At 33.5% G+C, this 20,032-nt stretch carries 19 protein-coding genes; 17 read left to right on the top strand and 2 right to left on the bottom strand.

Going from position 1 to position 20,032, the window contains the following annotated elements:
* Window positions 1-8: 8 nt before the first annotated feature.
* Entirely contained in the window at window positions 9-494 is a 486-nt protein-coding gene (locus D2K62_RS10590) for a helix-turn-helix domain-containing protein (RefSeq protein ID WP_117161410.1), read from the bottom strand.
* Window positions 495-659: 165 nt separating this feature from the next.
* Between D2K62_RS10590 and D2K62_RS10595 the strand changes: the two genes are divergently transcribed.
* The 5 genes from D2K62_RS10595 to D2K62_RS10620 all read left to right on the top strand — a co-directional run bounded on the left by D2K62_RS10595 (window position 660) and on the right by D2K62_RS10620 (window position 5,106).
* Window positions 660-1,202: a hypothetical protein gene (locus D2K62_RS10595; protein WP_117161411.1), complete on the top strand. Its 543-nt coding sequence runs from the start codon at window positions 660-662 to the stop codon at window positions 1,200-1,202.
* Window positions 1,195-2,346, top strand: a complete 1,152-nt coding sequence (locus D2K62_RS10600; protein ID WP_117161412.1) for an AAA family ATPase — start codon at window positions 1,195-1,197, stop codon at window positions 2,344-2,346. Before D2K62_RS10595 ends, D2K62_RS10600 begins: the two co-directional genes overlap by 8 nt.
* Before the next feature lie 2 nt (window positions 2,347-2,348).
* On the top strand, window positions 2,349-3,665 hold the full coding sequence (locus D2K62_RS10605; RefSeq protein ID WP_117161413.1) for a 5-methylcytosine restriction system specificity protein McrC: 1,317 nt from the start codon (window positions 2,349-2,351) through the stop codon (window positions 3,663-3,665).
* Window positions 3,666-4,300: 635 nt separating this feature from the next.
* Window positions 4,301-4,765 (top strand): JAB domain-containing protein, encoded by a 465-nt coding sequence (locus D2K62_RS10615; protein ID WP_232828004.1) that lies wholly within the window; start codon window positions 4,301-4,303, stop codon window positions 4,763-4,765.
* A complete protein-coding gene (locus D2K62_RS10620; RefSeq protein ID WP_117161414.1) occupies window positions 4,765-5,106 on the top strand; it encodes a hypothetical protein in 342 nt (113 codons plus the stop codon). Before D2K62_RS10615 ends, D2K62_RS10620 begins: the two co-directional genes overlap by 1 nt.
* 630 nt (window positions 5,107-5,736) lie before the next feature.
* On the opposite strand, the gene D2K62_RS10625 is transcribed toward D2K62_RS10620, so the two are convergent.
* Window positions 5,737-6,192 carry a sigma factor-like helix-turn-helix DNA-binding protein gene (locus D2K62_RS10625; protein ID WP_157967881.1) on the bottom strand — a complete coding sequence of 152 codons (456 nt, stop codon included), beginning with the start codon at window positions 6,190-6,192 and terminating at the stop codon, window positions 5,737-5,739.
* A 199-nt stretch (window positions 6,193-6,391) separates the two neighbouring features.
* Between D2K62_RS10625 and D2K62_RS10630 the strand changes: the two genes are divergently transcribed.
* From D2K62_RS10630 to D2K62_RS10685, 12 genes are all read left to right on the top strand, one after another.
* Window positions 6,392-6,922, top strand: a complete 531-nt coding sequence (locus tag D2K62_RS10630; protein WP_117161416.1) for a hypothetical protein — start codon at window positions 6,392-6,394, stop codon at window positions 6,920-6,922.
* 467 nt (window positions 6,923-7,389) lie between these two features.
* Complete coding sequence (locus D2K62_RS10635) at window positions 7,390-8,154, top strand: hypothetical protein (RefSeq protein WP_117161417.1); 765 nt, start codon at window positions 7,390-7,392, stop codon at window positions 8,152-8,154.
* Between the two features lie 174 nt (window positions 8,155-8,328).
* The gene (locus D2K62_RS10640; RefSeq protein WP_117161418.1) at window positions 8,329-8,757 is read left to right on the top strand and encodes a hypothetical protein; all 429 of its coding nucleotides are present in this window, start codon (window positions 8,329-8,331) and stop codon (window positions 8,755-8,757) included.
* Between the two features lie 95 nt (window positions 8,758-8,852).
* Window positions 8,853-9,122, top strand: coding sequence for a hypothetical protein (locus D2K62_RS10645; RefSeq protein WP_117161419.1), 270 nt, complete (start codon window positions 8,853-8,855; stop codon window positions 9,120-9,122).
* Window positions 9,122-11,668 carry a hypothetical protein gene (locus D2K62_RS10650; protein ID WP_117161420.1) on the top strand — a complete coding sequence of 849 codons (2,547 nt, stop codon included), beginning with the start codon at window positions 9,122-9,124 and terminating at the stop codon, window positions 11,666-11,668. Before D2K62_RS10645 ends, D2K62_RS10650 begins: the two co-directional genes overlap by 1 nt.
* A gap of 315 nt (window positions 11,669-11,983) precedes the next feature.
* A complete protein-coding gene (locus D2K62_RS10655) occupies window positions 11,984-12,505 on the top strand; it encodes a recombinase family protein (RefSeq protein WP_117161421.1) in 522 nt (173 codons plus the stop codon).
* Complete coding sequence (locus tag D2K62_RS10660) at window positions 12,498-14,186, top strand: recombinase family protein (RefSeq protein ID WP_232828003.1); 1,689 nt, start codon at window positions 12,498-12,500, stop codon at window positions 14,184-14,186. Before D2K62_RS10655 ends, D2K62_RS10660 begins: the two co-directional genes overlap by 8 nt.
* A gap of 50 nt (window positions 14,187-14,236) precedes the next feature.
* On the top strand, window positions 14,237-14,521 hold the full coding sequence (locus tag D2K62_RS10665; protein ID WP_117148877.1) for a hypothetical protein: 285 nt from the start codon (window positions 14,237-14,239) through the stop codon (window positions 14,519-14,521).
* Window positions 14,522-14,813: 292 nt separating this feature from the next.
* Window positions 14,814-15,155: a hypothetical protein gene (locus D2K62_RS10670; RefSeq protein ID WP_157967318.1), complete on the top strand. Its 342-nt coding sequence runs from the start codon at window positions 14,814-14,816 to the stop codon at window positions 15,153-15,155.
* Window positions 15,156-15,533: 378 nt separating this feature from the next.
* On the top strand, window positions 15,534-15,872 hold the full coding sequence (locus tag D2K62_RS10675; protein ID WP_117148875.1) for a hypothetical protein: 339 nt from the start codon (window positions 15,534-15,536) through the stop codon (window positions 15,870-15,872).
* 53 nt (window positions 15,873-15,925) lie between these two features.
* Window positions 15,926-17,590 (top strand): DUF262 domain-containing protein, encoded by a 1,665-nt coding sequence (locus D2K62_RS10680; protein ID WP_117148874.1) that lies wholly within the window; start codon window positions 15,926-15,928, stop codon window positions 17,588-17,590.
* A complete protein-coding gene (locus D2K62_RS10685; RefSeq protein WP_117148873.1) occupies window positions 17,590-19,575 on the top strand; it encodes a DUF262 domain-containing protein in 1,986 nt (661 codons plus the stop codon). The genes D2K62_RS10680 and D2K62_RS10685 overlap by 1 nt, the downstream gene beginning before the upstream one ends.
* The last annotated feature ends 457 nt before the right edge of the window (window positions 19,576-20,032 follow it).

Raw genomic sequence — 20,032 nt, forward strand, 5'->3', positions numbered from 1 at the left:
AATGGAGATTATCCATTGTGCTTATTTTTTTCGCTTAAAATGTCCAAAAGAATTTCTTCAATGTATTCTCTTGTTATGTTATATAGATAAGTTTTATCTTTACCGTGTTCATCCTCGTTCCTATCCTTAACCTTATCCCCATCACTGTTACTAATGATCATTCCATGATTTGTGTACTTTAATTTCATATCTGTATCTTTAATATCCTTTAAAAATTGTTCCGGATAATTGTTTTTATCACTTATTTTATTAGTATCTGTTTTGTATTCCTCATAACGAGAAGACCTTTTATTAGATGTATATTCAAAAATTTCATTAGGTGTACAATCAAATACTCGACATAAAGCATCAATGTGATCAATGTCAATTCGTTTTATTTGTTCATGATACATTGTGGATATTGTAGCGGGCCTAATTCCTGTTTTTATAGATAACTCTTTTTGGCTCATTTTATGTTTTCCAAGTAGCTCAGATATCCTTATTTTAACTGCCATTTTAAGTCTTATTCCTTTCTTTATCAACCTTTCTTGATATCATGATAGCATTTTATTTAAAAAATCGCAAAGAAAATAACGTTTAAGGTATTGACTAATTACTTTAAAAGTAATAATATATCAGTTAGACATAAGGAAAAGTTATATATTGAAAGGATGTTAGCTATGGTAAACAGAATACCAGTTAAACGAATTATTTTTAAGGAAATTTTAGACGGTGATCGAAAGAAGTTTGACGCCAGATCTAATGATACTCAATCGGGTGGCGGAGCACGTGATTTGCGTTTTAGTCCATATTCATCGTTTCAGCCTGTATTTGAGGGGATGTTTCCTCATATTAATGAAAAGGGTGTAGCTTCGGGTCAATTTCATTGGTATGAAAATGAGCAAGAAGTTTCTAAAAGTGCATTTTTTCATCCTCCAACTGGATCAAGAGGAAATGAGGGACGAATAGCCAACATAGATAAATTCCTTCCAAAGGAACGAATTCCAAGTGTGAATGAAGGAACAGTATTCTTGTTATTAATTCAAGACAACAATGGAAAAGTATGGCCAAGTTTTGCAACTGAAACATCATTATTGAATGATTGGCATGAAGGAGTAAAGGATATGATTCTAAGTTGTCATAGTTCTAAAAGACGAGCCAATAGTGCTACAACTGGCTTTGTTGACTTTGAGCAAGGAGGAGGGTTTTGCAATCATGATTAATAGTTACTCATCAGAGTGTTTAGAGGTGCTTCGTTTACTAAAAAAACGTCGCAATGTCCTAATTTCGGGTCCGCCTGGTTGTGGAAAATCGAGACTGTTAAATGAAGTGGCCAACGCATTTGTTGATTCACCTGTATCAAGTGAACCTGCCTCATTACCAGTACTGGTGCCCAATTCAGATGTAGCTATCCCACGAAATATAGAGACTGAAGATAACGAACTTCAACAGGTGTGGCCAGCAGATAAGCGTACAAATCGTCAAATAGTTAGGACTGTGTTTCATCAGCAAACTAAGCATCGAGAGTTTATTTCAGGCCTAGCTCCACTGACAAATGGTCAAAATGGATTTACCGTTGTAGGTGGAACTTTGTATTTAGCAAGTGAACACGCTAAAAAGCCTGATGGAGCAGCGCTTTTGATAATTGATGAGATTAATCGTGGGCCAGCGGTAAATGTCTTTGGTGGCAGTATTGCAGCAATCGAACCAGAGAAGCGTTTAGAAGATGACAATAGTGTAGGTTTAAACACACAGTTTTTTCGGATTACGGATCCAGAATCAGGTAGTGATATTGAATATGCCTTACCGAAGCATTTATATATCCTTGCAGCTATGAATCAAGCTGACACTTCCGTTGAACCCTTGGATGTAGCTTTTCTAAGGCGTTGGGCACCTTATAAACTTCAGCCGAATTATGAATTGCTTAGAGAATTATTTTCAATAGAAGAAAAAAAACAGGAGACTTTACCTTCCGTCCCAACAGATATAAAAGATGTACTTGAAGCTGCGGTGAGAGCGCTGCAGGCAGTAAATCAACGTATCCGATACGGAAAGGGTAAAGAATTTCAAATAGGACATGGTATATTCTTAACCAGCGATATTGTTCGACAACAAGGAGTAGACAATATCCTAATAGAAGTTGCAGAAATTTGGGGCTATATTCAAGAACACATAGAGGAAGTTTTTTTTGGTGACTTATTTGGTATAGCTACTGTACTAAATGTTATTAATGGTAATAAGCTACATCCCTTTAAACTAGAGGAAATATCATTTGGTGGAGAGCCGAGAATTGATTTGAAAGGACCTACTGCCGTTAATTCTAGTAACATATATGATTTACTAAGGGCAGTAGTTGGGGATGCATAAAGTTGAAACGAATATCATTGGTTGAGTATGGAACCCAAAAGAATGTAATAAATGATCTTTCTGCTGATTTAGGTGTCTCTCACAATAAATTAATAGATATCTTTGATAGAACTGGAGAAAAGGTTAAGGATTTACTGGGCTTTTCTAAAAATCCGATTACAATTAGTAAAGATAATAGTGTAAGAATAGTCGATTTTGCAGGTATATTAAGGATGGGGCCTTCTATTGAAATAGAAGTAGCACCAAAATTTCTTGGACTAGATTCGATTAATAGAAGGTGGAGAGAAGACTTTTTCTACTTAGCCTCTTTATCTAAAAATGGAAAATTACTAAATAAAGATAGGCTTCTTGCTAGCACAGGTCAGAGGGGTGACCTACACACGCTTATCACAAGAGCATTTGTGGAAATGTATTGGGATAATCAAAGAAAATCTCTTAGGACATATCGCAACAATAAGTTTGTGGATTTTTCGGTTGATGGTGATATTGATCCTGAATCTTTAATGTATCCAAGCCCAGATGGTTTTGCTCAGACCAAATTAGATTTTGACAAGAGAAATCATTATAATGGAATAATTGTTTCCGCGGCTAAACAGTTGGTTCAAAACTTAAATGATCCCAATTTGTCAATACAATTATTTCGTATTATACAAGACCTTTCACCTCAAGATACTGTAGCAGGAAATTTAATGAAAAGAAAACTTCCTAATAGGTTAGCCCGATGGCAAGAATTATTTAATCTATCTGTAGATATTTTAAAAGGTTTTGGATTGGCGTATAATACCGGAAATTCTATAGCTCCGGGATATGTATTAAATACTTGGAGAGTATGGGAAGACTTCCTTAGTTTAGCTATTAATAGGGGGTTTGGATTTGAGAACGTTAAACAGCAGAAACAATTCAGTTTAGGAAGGCGTTTGCGTACTGATAAAGCTTCTGGTTATTCAAATGTTAGAGTAAAACCGGATTTGGTGGTCTCTTATTCCGAAAACTTAACAGTAAAAGAATTCATTTTTGATGCCAAGTATAAAGGTCAAGTTGAGAAAGGTGTCAATCGTATTTCGGAACAAGATGTTTATGAATCGCTTGCCTTTGCAAATGCGACAAACTGTAATACTATCCTACTCGCATATCCTGCAAATCCAACAGTGGAAACAGTACTTGGTGATGCAAAGGTATTTGAAAAGATTGAAATAGGTAGGTTGAATATCATTGGGATTGAGGTCGATTCTAAGGGTATTTCTTCAAAAGAAGGAATCATTCACTTTTCGAAAAACTTATCATTCAATTGTCTTAGGATAATAAGGGAATGGACTTAAAAACCAGGAAATAATGAATAATTAAATGAATTTGGGTGCGGATAAAAAGCACCTTTCATCAAAAAGAGTAAACATAGTTTCAGTAAAGTTGGTGAAGGAATTGTCTATATGGATATGAGCTTTTGAAGCAATTCTTAGGGGAAGTTGATCGCGAATGCTTTCTTGTTGTTGTTTAGATACAAAAAATCAACCCCTCCCTTAATGTGTATGTCATGTAGGGAGTTTGAACGCCTCAATAGTACATCCAAGGTTTTTTTTAGCCTGCAATCCTTAGCAGTGCAGCATTAATATAGTAAATATGATTTTTCGCTCTGAGTAAACTTTTTTTAATCATACCTCTTTTTTGCCGAGTGATTCAATTGTAATATAAGGAAATAAAATAAAGCATGAGATTAAATAGGAAGAAACAGAGTAGTATTAAAAGGGTATTGGAAAAAGCTCAAGAACATTACAACTGTAAAAAAACGGAAAAACGAAGCGAAAAAGAATTTAAATATATATTATATTAGTAGAATAAATTTTATTAATACAAGGCCCAAATTCCTTTTAAGGAATTTGGGCTATTTCTATTTTAGGAGGAATTTAAATTGAAAATGTATGAGAACACCAAAGAGTCAGAGTTGCCGTTAATAGATATGGTGAAAGAAGAAAAACAGGGGCCAGCAAAACGAGTGAATATTGTCAGTGTGAAGTTAGTTAGGGAGTCTAGTATTCTTTATGAAAAGAGATGTATTCGCTCAGCTCAAGATGCTTACGAATTGGCTAAAAGCTTTTTGGAGGATAAGGACAGAGAGCACTTCATTGTAGTGTCATTAGATACAAAGAATCAACCTGTTTCAATAAACGTTTGCCACATTGGTAGTTTAAACGCTAGCCTTGTGAGTCCTCGTGAAGTTATGAAAGCAGCCATCTTGTCTTCAGCGGCAAGCATTTTAATTTTCCATAATCATCCATCTGGATTAACTGACCCAAGTAATGAAGATATTAAAGTGACAAAGAGGTTAGTTGAGGCAGGAAAGCTAATGGGAATTGAACTATTAGACCATATTATTGTTGGCGATAACACCTTCAATTCACTAAAAGAAAAGGGGTATATCTAATGAACGGAAAAACTGAACTATTTATAAGTTATATGAAAAAAACACACAATATTAAAGTGAATATAGATAAGGTGATCTTTGAAGGATTATCAATGTTCCAGACTGAGATAGATGAGAATATTTTTCCAGTCAAAGTACTTAAAGGATTACCTGATCCATTACTATTTTTAACAACGGTTTATATGGATCAAAATGAGCAGGAGTGGATCTTCTGTATAGTAACAGAAATTGATATTGCGGATAAGTGGCTACATGCTGTTTGTATTAAAAATGGGGAAATAATCGATGAAAATGTGCCTTTAGTATTAAGAAGTATGGTTGATGGAATAAAACAAATGTAAAGAAGAACGATCAGGCAGCAATGAAGCGGTTTGTGTATCCAGGATAGCGGCAATAGGTGCTATAGAGAAATTTCGGTAAAGTTGGTATTGACGCTACATGTGGAACATATGCATCAGAGTCCTTTTTTGGAAAAAAAAGAACAACGATTGTTTAAAATTATTAAAATACATTACATGAATAGGTACCAAAGAAAGAATTAAAAGTAAATTTAAGGATATGGGTTCATTTTGCAGGTGTTTTAGCCTTTCATGTTGAGGAAAATACTTATAGGTGGGTTAGCATCCCAAAATGTAGTGTCAGTACAGTAAGTAGCAACTATGTTTGTACTTTTGCTGCAAATAGTACTGAATCCTGTTTTTATTTCAAACGTATATATACAATTAAGAGTCAGAGTAGATTATTAAAATTGCTTTAGATGCAGAGGGCTAATTTAAATAATCCAATCTTTTAAGTTTGTCTAAAGTATGGAGTAAAAGTGTATGAGAAATTGATAAATGATGGAGAAAAATAAAAGTGACATAACAATAAAAACCTAGGTATGTGACGAGAGCAGTGCAATCAATGAAGAATTAAATATAGAAACCACACTTAATTGTGGGATCATTGAAATCAATTGCAGTTAGCATTAGTTATTTTTCCTGCGTAGTATAGATATCGTTTTTAATAGTTCTTACTCGTTTATAGAAGTTATCTATGGAGAAGTCTGTCGTAAGATTAGGCTTTTCTTTTTTTTGTCTTTTAAAATATTCAAATAAATCCTTTGTATTCATTGCTTTCTCTGAACCCACCTTTACAAGGCGTTCATTATTTATAACTATACTTTTAATAAACGAAATTGTTTCAGCGTTTAACTTATAGGCTTTTCGATTTCTTTGTTTAGGAGACTCAACGACAATGTCTTCGATGTATTTTAAAAAATCCTCATCAATTGAAAGATTAAGTTTGCTTATCATCTGTTGACACTCTTCAATAATCTTATGAACAGTCCCCCTACTTATTTTTAATATTGTGCTGATTTCCCTTTGTGAATAACCATTTGAAAACCAAAGTGTAAATACCTCTCTCTTTTTTTCCAACTCAATCATTTCTTCTACTCCTTTATTGTACCTTAGGATAATTCTACTGTTGTTTATTTTAAAATTCCAATTTGGTATTCGCGTAATTATAATGATGTACTGCGAACAATCTATTAGGTGCCCATATAGTATAACCAATGTTAGAAGATACATCTATAACATTATTTAACATACACGAACTGGGTATAAAACAAGGAGGAATTTAAAAATGAAAAAATGTATGAGTATTAATGAGTCTGTGGTTGATTTGAGAAGTAATACAAGGAAGGATATGAAATTCATTGAAAGTCATCGGGAGTTTAATAATAAAATTCATGATTTTGAACATGTATATGGAAAGTTCAACTATAATCCAAATCTAGTTGAAAGAGCTAAATATGAAACAGACTGGTTTTCATTCATAAACTATATTGCCTACGACTTTAGTAATTTGGAATATCCCCCATGTCATTTGTACGTGAATAGTGATGAAGTTATTGCTATTTGGTTTACGCCAAATGATTTAGTTATTACCGGAATTAATAAAGAAGATGAAAAAACTATATTGACGAATATGGAACATCAATTAGGATCTTTGTCATTATGTACGCTAAAGGAATTGTTTGCTAGCAGTGGAGATAGACAAATAGCGGAAGAGTTGTATTTGGAGGAATATTACAGAAGAAATCAATATAAAGAAATATTGTTACCCAACCCAATTTGTGAATCTAAAGTTGGCATTGAAAGTGAGAAAAAATAATGTCTCTAATGATAGGATATAACAGAACTACTTTCTTTACCTTATCTATCCTATAAAGACCATAGTTGCTTGAATACTCTTATAGAATAGGATATTTTTCTATACCTATATAGTAGTGGCACTAGCTCCAAAAGTAACTGCTGTTTCACAACTCAGAGTGGATATAGGTTTATGGATAGTAGTTTATAATTATATTAAATAATCAATCTTTTGACAGACATATTCATTTGCATGAAGAGATATATTATTAATAATTAATTAGCTATCTGGATAATGCGGTCAATCCATGATAATGTCCTTATATACACAATTGAAGATACAGAGTGTTAGCAATAGTATTAGAAACACGGGCAATTAGAAAAAATGTAACTTTTATTTGGTTCGACAGGTTCTGTCAAAACTAGCGAAAGTATTGACAGGGTATTTTCGCTACGAACGCTACTGACACTATTTTAGAAGGATACAACTTGAATGAACAAAGGGAGTTAGAGTCAATGGAAAAAGAATTATATAGTAAAGACAAAGTAATCGAAATTGCAATGAAACATGAGGAATTAAATCATGAATTTAGTAAAACTTCATTAGAAAAGAGACTTAATACTATTCTGGATTTCCTTAATGAGGAACGTGTTCAAAAAGTGCTTGGACAACAAATAACTAAAAAGGATGTAGGCAACTATTTTTATAACAAGGAGATGAATGTCACTAGAGCAAAATTCGAAAAGACTGTATACGACGGGTATAACTACAACGTTATTACCGCAATATTTTTAGCATCGCTAGTCTGTCTATTTGAACAACCCTTATTCAAAAAGCTCCGTAATCAAGCAAAAATAAAGCAGGCAGACAAGGAAGAAAATAAATGGATGGAAAAATCTGTAACTAAATTGCGAGAGTTTGAAAATTTTTGGAGTGAAAAAGGTGATGGTAGGGAATGGGGAACGATCGTATTAAACATTGAAAGTTTATTCTATCGTTTAACCTTATTACCTGATATGAGTAATTACGCAGCAGAACTTCAAATTAAATTAAAGTCAATTTTAGATTCATTTGATGCGCTCTCGGATCAACATAAAGTAGCGTTTTATGAGAAGGTTATGAAAAATAGGATTACTAAAATCAAAATTGAGCTTGAGCTATATATTAAAGATTTAAAACAAAATAATCCCGACGATTATTATCATTACAAATCAAATCAACTGCTTAATGAAATTGATAAGAATTATGATTAATAGAGCATCTTGCTAAAAAGCAGATGCTTTTTTTTTTTTGTGTTTTTTTACCTTCCGAAATTAATGGGATAAAAAATGTTGAAAAATTGCGAATAGAGCAGATTCACTTTATTTGATAGTCTATTAACAGAAGGATTAACTTCTATTCAATTAATTTACAAGGAGGAAGACAATATGAATCCATTAAAAAAAGAGGGACTAGATTTAGCAGAATTTGAAGCTTCTAACTGTATCGATACAATCCGTCCAGGCACATCAGGGGGACTGAATGTAGTTTATTCAAAAAATGGAAAACGGTTGTCCCTGAATGCTGCAATTCTTACGCAGTTATCGAATCAAAGTACTGTACAAATTGCCTATAGCGAGAATCATATTGCAATCGCTAATTATATAGGCGATAAGAACACGAATTATACTCTTAAACAGCAGGGAAAAAACGGTGCGATTTACAATGCTGCGCTTGTTAAGGAAATAATAGAGAGATATCAATTAGACTTTTCTAATCGCACGTCATTAACCTTTCCTGTTTTCGAAGTACAGGATAAGGATGATGAGATGATTGTTTATATTAACATGCGACCAGTTGCTACACAGGGAGACTAAAAGTAGGTAAATATGATAATGGCTTTGCTAGCAGAAAAACTGGATATATCTCTTATCAAATCAGGGATATACCCAAAAAAATTGGAGGCTGGATAATGATTGATTTTAATTTATTTGATTTAAATGGTGTTGAAGCTCCAGAGGCAGTAATGAAGTTCGGAAGGGTGGTTTATATCGAGGCTGAGGATCTAAAGCTAGGGGGTTATCTCAGTGGAAGATATTATGCAATTGATGAGAAGGGCCGTCTTATTTATATAAAATACTTCGATAATACATTTACGGATACTGAAGATACAAAGAAGAGCCAGGTCCTAATTAGTATTATTGATACTTTGCCACTAGCGCAAAAATGGGAGGTTCAGTAATGAGAAAAGGCAATGTAGAGGATAATGTTAAACAGACTTTAGAAATTTTAAGGAACGATAATAGTGTCATGGAACTTAGGATCTTAAAAACTGTAGAGGGTACGGTCTCTGGTTATTTTGATAACAATGATCCGCTTGCAAAAGCAGCATCAAGTTATGATAGTGAGGTAGCTGGTATATATACTACACTAAATCCTGTTAAAGATTTCTTATTAACAAGGTCTGATAACCATACAACTTCATATGCCAAAAAGACCACATCCGATAAGGATATTGCTTCAAGAAAATGGTTACCTATTGATCTGGATCCAATTCGCCGATCAGGAGTATCATCGACTGATAAGGAACACGATGCTGCATTAGTTTTGGCGAGGGCAATCAAGCGATATTTGGACGAACAAGGTTGGTCAGAACCTATTTTGGCGGACAGTGGTAATGGATTTCATCTACTGTATGCTATCGATTTACCAAATGATGATGCAAGTCGTGATCTTATCAAAAAAATATTAGAATTACTTGACTTTAAATTCAGTAATGGAATGGTAGATATAGATAGAACAACGTACAATGCAGCACGAATATGGAAACTATATGGTACGAAGGCCTGTAAGGGTGATAATACTGAAGATCGGCCTCATCGCTATTCTCGTATCATTAATTGTCCTGAAGAAATAGTTGGAGTAACCAAAGAACAGCTGAACGAGCTAACTGAAAAGTTAGTTCTACCTATTAAAGATGTTAATAGAGGCCAAACAGTTGCTGTAACAAATAGTATCGATGTTAGAACGTGGCTAAATGAAAAAGGTATAGAAATTGCAGCTCAGGGAACTTGGCAAACAAATGCTACAAAATATGTTTTAAAAACATGTCCTTGGAATGGGGAGCATACCGACCGAAGTGCATATATCGTTCAGTTTCAAAATGGGTCTATTGCTGCAGGTTGTCATCACAATAGTTGTTCACAATCGGACTGGCATTCGCTACGCAAAAAATTTGAACCTGACTATTCTCCTCAAGAGGATTCTATAAAAAGAAAACCTACACAAGCTGATACCCTAATACGTTTGGGCAGGAGTACCAAGTTTTTTAAGAATGATTTAGAAGAAGCTTATGCAGAGATAAAAATAAACGATCACACCGAACTTTGGAAAGTTAAAAGTAAAACTTTCAAAATGTGGTTAACAAAAAAGTATTTTGAGGAAACAGGACAAGCAACCACTAGTGATGCAATGAACCAGGCATTAGGTGTAATGGAAATGATGGCAATGTTTGATGGTGAAAAACATCGCTTGCATTTGAGAGTTGCAGAGAAGAATGATAAGTACTATTACGATTTGGCCGACGCTGATTGGAGGGTAATTGAAATTACTCCAACGGGCTGTGAAATTGTTGACAATCCACCTATCCTTTTTACTAGAAATAAAAATACAAAGGCACAAGTTATGCCTGACTTTGAAGGGGATATACGATTATTACTAAAGCATGTTCGTATTAAAAGTGAAGATGATCAAATTCTCCTTTTGATATACGTTGTAACATGCCTCATACCAAACATGCCTCATGCAGTACTTGTTTTTAGTGGGGAAAAGGGTGCAGCAAAAACAACGTCAATGCGAAATATAAGGCAAGTTATTGATCCAGCTGTTCGGGATTTGATGACTATGCCAAACAGTATTCAGGATTTGGCGATTTCATTAGCTAATAACTATATGCCATGTTTCGATAATTTAGATAACCTTTCGGCAGCGAAAAGCGATTTGCTTTGTATTGCTTCCACAGGTGGTGGATTCAGTAAGCGAACTCTATTTACTGATGATGACGAAACACTATTGGAGTTACAACGATGCCCCGCATTAAATGGGATTAATGTGGTTGTTACTAGACCCGATTTGATGGATCGTTCTATTCCGATTGAACTGGAAAGAATTTCGGAGGAAGGTCGTAAGGAAGAAAATGTAGTTAGATCAGAGTTTGATAGGGACAAACCATCTATTGTCGGTGGTGCATTTCAAATATTGTCTAAAGCAATGGCGATATATCCTGATGTCAAGCTTGATAAGCTATCTAGAATGGCAGATTTTACTCGGTGGGGGTTTGCAATTGCAGAAGCGATGGGATACGAGGGGGAGCGATTTCTTGAAGCCTACAAAAATAATCAAAACAAGTCAAATGAAGAAGCTATTTCTTCTCATCCAGTTGCGGCAGTCATTGTTGCACTGATGCGTAACTGCAATAGTTGGACTGGAACAGTTGCGGAACTACTAACCCGATTGGATTACGAGGCTGGTCGCGAAAGAATTGATACAAATGTCAAATCATGGCCAAAAGCTGCTCATATTCTTAGTCGTCGATTAAAAGAAGTGAAATCCAATTTAAAAGAGGTTGGGATCACTTTCGATATTCGTCATGGAGGAGATGCGAAAAAAGTAACAATCAAAAAAGTTGATAGTAATACCGTTCCCTTCGATCAAAAAAAGGTTAATTCACCATCGAGCCTGGAAGAAATCGAACTCTCACCAGACTATGATGAATTTTCTGGATGGTGACTGGACCGAATATAGCAACAGTACTGTCAGTAGTAGCGATGAAAGTTATGCTACTGTCGCTACATTAGGCAGAGTGGGGGGACTGAGGTTCTATTGTAATTACCATGATATTAATTGAATTTGATTATACGCCATCTTGGTTTCCTCAGCCCCTTAAATGCCAAATTAAGTATATATTATTTTAATATCAAATATAGGGGTGACTTATTTTGGAAAATGAAACATCAGTTGATTACCAATGCAATATTTTAATAGATATTTTAGCAGAAATGGTTACAGAGTATCTTGTAAAACAAACTAAAGGAGAAGCTTCTAATGATTAATAGAGATAAAAATACACAACAGAATCAAAACAAGCTAGTAATTTTCACAAGAAATACATCGTCCACTCAACCGATGGGGTATCGAGTCCATCGAAACGTCCAAGTCTTAATAGAAAAGTGTGAACGAGCGGGATATCAAGTCAATAAAGTTTACTCTGAGCCAAGCTTAAAATCTCCGAACAAAGTAAGACCAGTATTAAAGCAAATGTTGAAAGATGCTGCTAATGGTTACTTTGGAGTTGTTGTTGTATGGGATGTATTTACACTTGCTTCTGATGGAGATGAGCTTCAACAAATAGAAAGAGAGTTAGCTAGATATGATGTAGAGATTTGTTCATTGAAGGAGCATATTGATACTTCTACAGAAGAAGGGTTGAGGGTGTTTGAGTACATGTCTAAATTACTTAATACGAGACATTTGGAATTAGCGGCTATGCAAGGAATTCCATTGTCACAGGTAGCTACTTGGTTAATGGAAGAAGAAAACATGAAAGAAGGTGAAATCTGTGAGTAATTATGCTATGGATCTATCTAGGCATTTTGATCAAACGAACCAGTTAGGACCACAGAAAAAAGCTGCAATATATGCTCGAGTATCTACTATTGAGCAAGCGGAAGAAGGTTACAGTATCGATGAGCAAATAAGAGTTCTTAGAGAATGGTGTGAACGAGAAGGCTACGTTGTATATAGGGAATACGTTGATCGAGGTAAAAGCGGTAAGAATATCAAAGGTAGACCAGCATTACAACAATTACTTAGTGATACACAGCAAAAGGCATTTGATTTGGTACTTGTATGGAAAATGAACCGGTTCTCTCGTAAAAGCCTTGATCTACTAGGCATTGTTGATGAGTTGAAGAATAAAGGTATTGGCTTTCGTTCATACACAGAAAAATATGAAACAGAAAGTCCTTCAGGTGTACTACAGTTTCAAATGATGGCAGCTATTGCTGAATTTGAACGAGCTAATATCGCAGAAAACGTAAAGATGGGTATGATAGCACGTGCGAAAGAAGGATCATGGAATGGAGGACAGGTACTTGGTTATGATGTAGTTAGTTCACCTAGCAACAATTCTAAAAGAAAAGCTTCCAAATTAGTGGTGAACGAAATAGAAGCGCAATCTGTTAGAAAGATCTTTCAACTTTATACAGAAGGTCATGGATACAAGTCTATAGCGGGTTATCTGAATCGTGGTGGTCATCGAACGAAACGCAACAAGGGATTTTCTATCAATTCAATCAAAACTATCGTGACAAATCCTATATACAAAGGAATAATTCGTTATAATGTTAGGAGAGACTGGAATGAAAAACGACGAAACAATATCAATCCAGATCCTATCATGGAAAAAGGGAAGCACGAAGCAATTATTTCAAATGAAGTATGGGAGAAAGCACAAGCGATAATGAAAACCAGAGGAGGGAAACCAAATCGAGTCCATAGTGGTGAATTTCCACTTACTGGTATCATGCGCTGCCCTATGTGTGGAGCAGGGATGGTTCTTAGCAGAACAACGAATCGAAAAAAAGATGGAACGAAGCGAATCCTAGAATACTATGCTTGTGGTGCGTGGAAAAATAAAGGTACTACTGTTTGCCGTTCTAATGGTGTCCGAACTGATTATGCGGATGAGTATGTATTAAAGAAGATTGCAAATGTGGCTAATAATGAGATTCTTATCCGAAATATTGTTGAAAGGATAAATGGAAAGAACCAAAATGGTGAAGCGCCACTTAGACAGGAATATGAATATATTAAAAAGTCCCTAGATACCATTGAGTCTAAGAGGGATAAAGTACTAGGTTTGTATGAAGAAGGGCTCATTGTTAAAGCAGACCTTATTACACGTCTTACCAGCTTAAATGAGGAAAAAGACAGCCTTACAGAACGAATAACTCCTATCGAGAATCAACTGGGACAAGGAGCGGTAAAGGAAGTAAGCTTCAAGATAGTCGAACAAGTAATGAGGAACTTTACAGAAAGCTTTAAAGAAGCTATGACAAGGGAGCAACGCAAGCAATTATTGCGATTGCTTATAAATCAGATAACAATATCCGAAAGCAGAGAAATTGAATCTATACAAATCCAACTAAATAAAGAAGTTGTTCGACACTTCACCATTCTAGGGGGAGAAAAGTCATCCATCAGCGATGATTTTTCTCCCCCTTTTTCTATGTATTTTAATATCTAGATTCGTGGGTGTTAAAACGACAAATCAATTTATGAAAAGGAGAGAATGTTATGAGTGTAATGGATATCTTTTGGGTGTTTATATACAAATACCATCCAAAGTTAGCTATCTATGATTGGTTGGTTGATAGCCAATTAGTGAGAAGGGAAGATATCGTTAGTAATGAAGTAAGGGCGATGGTTCCCGAAGGTATGATAAATGTTAACTGCTTTGTGTTTTTCTATAAGGGAGGAACCAAGAATGTTGTATACCTTTTGCAGGATAATAAAGCAGAAAAGAGTATTGCAATAGGGTTATTAAAGAATGATGAACTGGTGAACGCTATTAAATTATGAAAGTTAACAAATAGTAGTTGTATATTAATCTGTTACCGAGAATTCACCTACGGGGCTGTATTCTCTATTTTTATGTCTAAAAATACCTTAAGGGAGGTGAACGCATGTCACCGATTAATATATTTAAGGCAGGTGTGTCATTTGGAGTATCCATTTACATGTTTGTTAAGAAGAACATAATTCTTGAAAAATAAAAGGAGGTGATTATATTGCAATATTTCTTATTAGGAACTGTGGTTGGGATTGCTATATGTATAGTAATTGAATATGGAGAAAAGCAGTATGGGAGGAATTGGAGTTGAAAAAGATTCATAATTACACTGAGTTGCTACAAATAAAGACACTGATTCATCTTGAACTTGTGGAATATCTTAATGAAGAGTTCTACGGTATGTATGAGTATTTAAGTAATGATGAGAAGTTAGACGAGTTTCAACTTGATACTCACCAGGCTATTATTATTTTGGAAAATAAAGATGAAGTAAATCAATTATTAAATAATGCTGTTGAATTTAATGAAGATATACAATTGAAGACTATTATGGTTCAAAGAGTGGGAGTTTATTCTTCAGATGACGTACAAGTATACTTTTTTGTGAAAGATTATAATGGTAAATATCTATTAAAGGATTAATGGGGAAATAGTAAATAATATCGAAGAAATTGTCAAATGTTGTTGGTAAAATAATATTATTTCAAAAAAATGAGTTTTGAGAGAGAATGATGAATTTCTGTCAAGTTTTATCCAATACGTAGTAATACCTGTTGCCAAACAGTTAACTATTACTTTGAATATTGTTACGCAATTACGGCATCAAGATAATCAAACCTTCAGTTGTATTAATTGATTGTTCCAATAGACTACTTAAAGTAAAGCATATCAGTGAATTTAGTAGTCCTTTCATAGACTAATAGTCTATGATTGAAACAAATTATGCTTGCGAGGGGTGACTGATGAAGACTTAGGATAATAGAATACGATTATATACCTTTATAAGCTCTTCAAAAATAGATGAAAGAAAATATAGAACAAAATTGCGGGTTATTAGAAGTTACAGGGATTATTGGTTTAGCAGATTATTATCCAGATGAGATTTTTTCATATTTAAAGCAAGAATTCATGGATCTTTATGAATATCAAAATAATGGAGAAAATTTGGATAAATTTCTTCTCAACTCTTATAGTTCTATGGTAGTATTAAAAACAAAGGAAGAATTTTGTAGATTTATGTATTTAGAAGAACATATTGAGTTTATAGAAGAAGAGAAAATAGGTGGATTTACAGTTATCCGCTTAAGGGTTTATCAACTAGAAGAAGTCCAATCGATGTACTATACAAAAATTATCTAGTACGAGTTGTTAATTCATGAAAGCGGTTAAATGTTTTTTACAGGAGGAGTATAATGAATGATTTATTAGAGCTAAAGACGATAGAAGAATTAAAACAATACAAATTTTTAATTCCATCGTATCAACGTGGTTATCGGTGGACTGAAAAAGAAGTAATTGATTTATTGGATGACATATCAAGTTTCAATCCTAAGGAAGTTGAAGAGGATGATGAGAAAACATGGTATTGCCTACAACCAATAATTGTGAAGAAAAAAAATGAACATTTTGAGGTAATTGATGGACAACAAAGATTAACCACAATCTATTTGATACTTTTTTATTTAAATCAATTGTTAGTAAAAAAACACCAAAAAAAAATATTCGAATTAACTTATGAAACAAGGATAGAAATTCTCGACTTCTTGAATGATTTAAATGAAGGAAGAGGGAACACGGACAATATTGACTTTTATTATATATCTAAAGCATATGATACTATTAGTAATTGGTTTGAAAGAGATAATTTTAACCTTTTTGATTTTCAATCCAAGTTTAATTTTAATACAAAAGTAATATGGTATGAAAGTTATGAAGAAGATTCGATCGCTATATTTACGAGAATTAATCTTGGTAAGATTCCTTTAACTAATGCGGAATTAATAAAGGCTTTATTTCTTAATAGTTCTAACTTTGATCAACATTACAATGACAAAGTTAGATTAAAACAGCTTGAAATAGCAGCTGAATGGGACAGGATTGAGCAATATTTACAAGATGATATGTTGTGGTACTTTATCAATCAGTCTAACATGATGACAAATAGAATTGACTTTATTTTTGAATTAATGAATACAGAAAAAAACTTAAAGGATCAATACTCGACTTTTAGATTTTTTAGTAAAAAATTTATTAACCAAGATGAAAAAACGATTCAATCAAATTGGTTAGAGGTGAAAAACTATTTTCAAAGATTCGTTGAGTGGTTTAATGAAAGAGAACTATATCATAAAATCGGCTTCTTGATTTCTGAAGGTGATAGTATTGAGACCATAATTAAAGGTTCAAAATCCAGAACTAAAACAGAGTTTAAAGCCTTTTTGAATAATTTAATTAAAGAGAAGTTTAAAAAAGTAAATATTAGCGAATTGCAATCTGATGATCCTGAAACTAAGGCTATGCTCTTAATGTATAATATTCAAACAATGTTAAACAACGACGTTGATAATTCCAGGTTTCCCTTCCATCTTTATAAGAAAGAGAGTTGGGATATTGAACATATTACATCTGTTAGAGATAAGATGCCTGAAAATCCAAAAGGAAGAGAAAATTGGTTGAACGATGCAATTGAATTTATTGATGATAGTGATTTAAAAATTAAAGTACAGAACTATATTCTTGATGATGATTTTAATGAGATCTATGATGAGGTCATTTCACATTTTAATAGAGACATTATAGAAGATGATATTAATGACTTGTCCAATTTAGCATTACTTGATTCTAGTACGAATCGCGGGTACAAAAATGCAGTCTTTCCAGTGAAAAGAATGACAATAATTCAAAAAGAGAAATCTGGAAAGTTCATACCACTATGTACTAAAAATGCGTTTTTAAAATACTTTAGTGAATATCCCCCAAAGATGTCTTTCTGGACACAGGAAGATAGGGAAAAATATTTTTTGGATATAGAAAAAATCTTAATAGAATATTTACCAAGTGGAAGTGAGGTAAGGTAATGAGTTCTGATGGTAGAGGTAAATTATATAATTTTTATCAATTAATGAAAGACAATGTTATCGAAATTCCAATTATTCAGAGAGACTATGCTCAGGGTAGACTTGATAAGCACGAATTGAGAAGAGGATTTTTAAATGCCATTAAAAACTCATTACTTGAAAATAAGCCCATAAACCTAGATTTTATTTACGGAAGTACAACTAATGGTGTGCTTCAACCTTTAGATGGACAGCAAAGATTAACAACCTTATATTTACTCCATTGGTATGCTGCAGTTAAAGATGGGGAACTGAATAATGAAAACAAGAAGGTATTGAGTAAGTTCACATATGAAACAAGAGCATCTGCTAGAGAGTTTTGTCAGGCATTAATAAATCAATCTGTAGAAGGTTTTAATAGTAATACAGAATTAAGCTCATTGATAAAGGACTCTAACTGGTATTTTCTTTCATGGAATCATGATCCAACTATAGATGGTATGCTTAGGACTATAGATGATATTCATCTCATATTTAACGACATAACCAAATTGTGGGAACTATTTATAGCAGATATGAATATAATTAGTTTTTATCATATTGAACTTAAGAATTTTGGTCTCAGTGATGATTTGTATATAAAGATGAATGCAAGGGGAAAGGCATTAACATCATTTGAAAATTTTAAGGCAACATTTGAAAAAAAAATAAATGATGAAAATTGGGATAGTGATAAAAAGTTCGAAGAAACTTTCTCGTGCAAGATTGACACTAAATGGACAGATCTGTTCTGGAAACATAAGAGCACTGGAAATGGTAATGGCGTAGATAATGCGATGATAAGGTTCTTTTCATCAATTGCTATGATTAACTTGGCTTTACAAAAAACATCAAATAGGACAGAAACCATAAGGGTTTTACAAAACGATCCTAGAGCAATTAGACCGAACCACCTATCATATTCTAGTTATAATTATTTATATGAATCTCTAGATGCATATGCCGAATTTTATAAAAGCGGACAAAAGCTTTCAATTGACTTTCCATACGGTTCATATATTGATGATGGTGATATATTTAGAACTTTAGTTTACAACAATGCTAGTTATACTCAAAAGGTAATATTCTTCGCACAAACGGAGTATATCCTGAAGAACCCGGTGATTGATAATGAGTTCTTTCAGGATTGGATGAGAGTTGTTAGGAATATTGTGAACCGTGGTGATATAGAGAGGTCAGGAAGAAAACCTTCAATTGTTCGAAGTCCTGAATCATTCGATGGGGCTATTAACTTAATAAGAGAGTTAGCTGAGGGTTGCAAAAATATATACGAGTTTTTAACAACACATAAGGTAACTTCTCAATTCGCTAAGAGTCAGATTGAGGAAGAACAAATAAAGGCAAGTTTGATATGTAAAGAAGAGAATTATAAAAAAGCAATTTTTGAAGCTGAAGATATCGATTTCTTTAGTGGTAGAATAAGTCTGTTGTTTGAATGCATTGATTTTGATCGCGATGTTAATAGTTTTAACTTCAATAAGTTCATCAGCATTACAAATGTTTTCAAGGAGTATATTGATAAAGGTATTACTGATAAATTGAGAAGAGCTTTGCTAACAATTTCTACAGATGACGGTGAGTTTAATTATTATGATTATTGGTGGTCCTGGTCTTATGCTGTTGATGCAAATAAAAGATGCTTAATAACTAAAAAAAGTGAATTAGAGTATTACGTCTATGGTAATTATAAGAGCAGAGATGAGTATAGACTATACTTTCTTAAATTACTTAAAAAACTTATAGACTACAACTTAGATCAAATAATTGATATGTTTGAACCGCCATCAGAAATGCCTAATTGGAAGAAACGATTAATTAAAGAACCGGATTTGCTAAGTGTACATTGTAAGTCAAAATATATTGCTATTCCTCAATCTGAGGATTGCTGTTATTTATTGAAAGGAGTTAGACCTAGAGATATTGAATCTTGCTATAAGATTCAATAAAATAATGGATTAGTCTGAAATGCAACACGATTAACACTTCTCATACTCAGGATTACAGTTAAAGTCCTTGCATTTATTAACTTATAAATGTGTTAAAGACCCATATTCTATAAGATATGGGTCTTTAATCATGTAAATCATTCCTGTAAAACCTCATTTACAACCATTACGGTGAACCGTACCGTAAGTAAATGAGGGTATAAAATTAATAAGAGAAAACAGCTTATAAGTCGTGGATTTATCATGAAATGTTTTATGATAAAGAAAATCAAGGAAAATACTCAAAGATAATGTAAAATAAACGATATAATATAAAGTTGATAAAATAGATGTGACCGTCAAGTAGAATGACACAATTTTTGCTTGTTAATTTGAAACACTTTGTTGACCAAATATAGTCGATCTATGCTTCATTCTCCAACTATCTTCATTCAAATGAATTATTTCTACTCGATGT

The organism is Paraliobacillus sp. X-1268, assembly GCF_003426095.1.
Classification (GTDB): Bacteria; Bacillota; Bacilli; order Bacillales; family Amphibacillaceae; genus Paraliobacillus_A; species Paraliobacillus_A zengyii.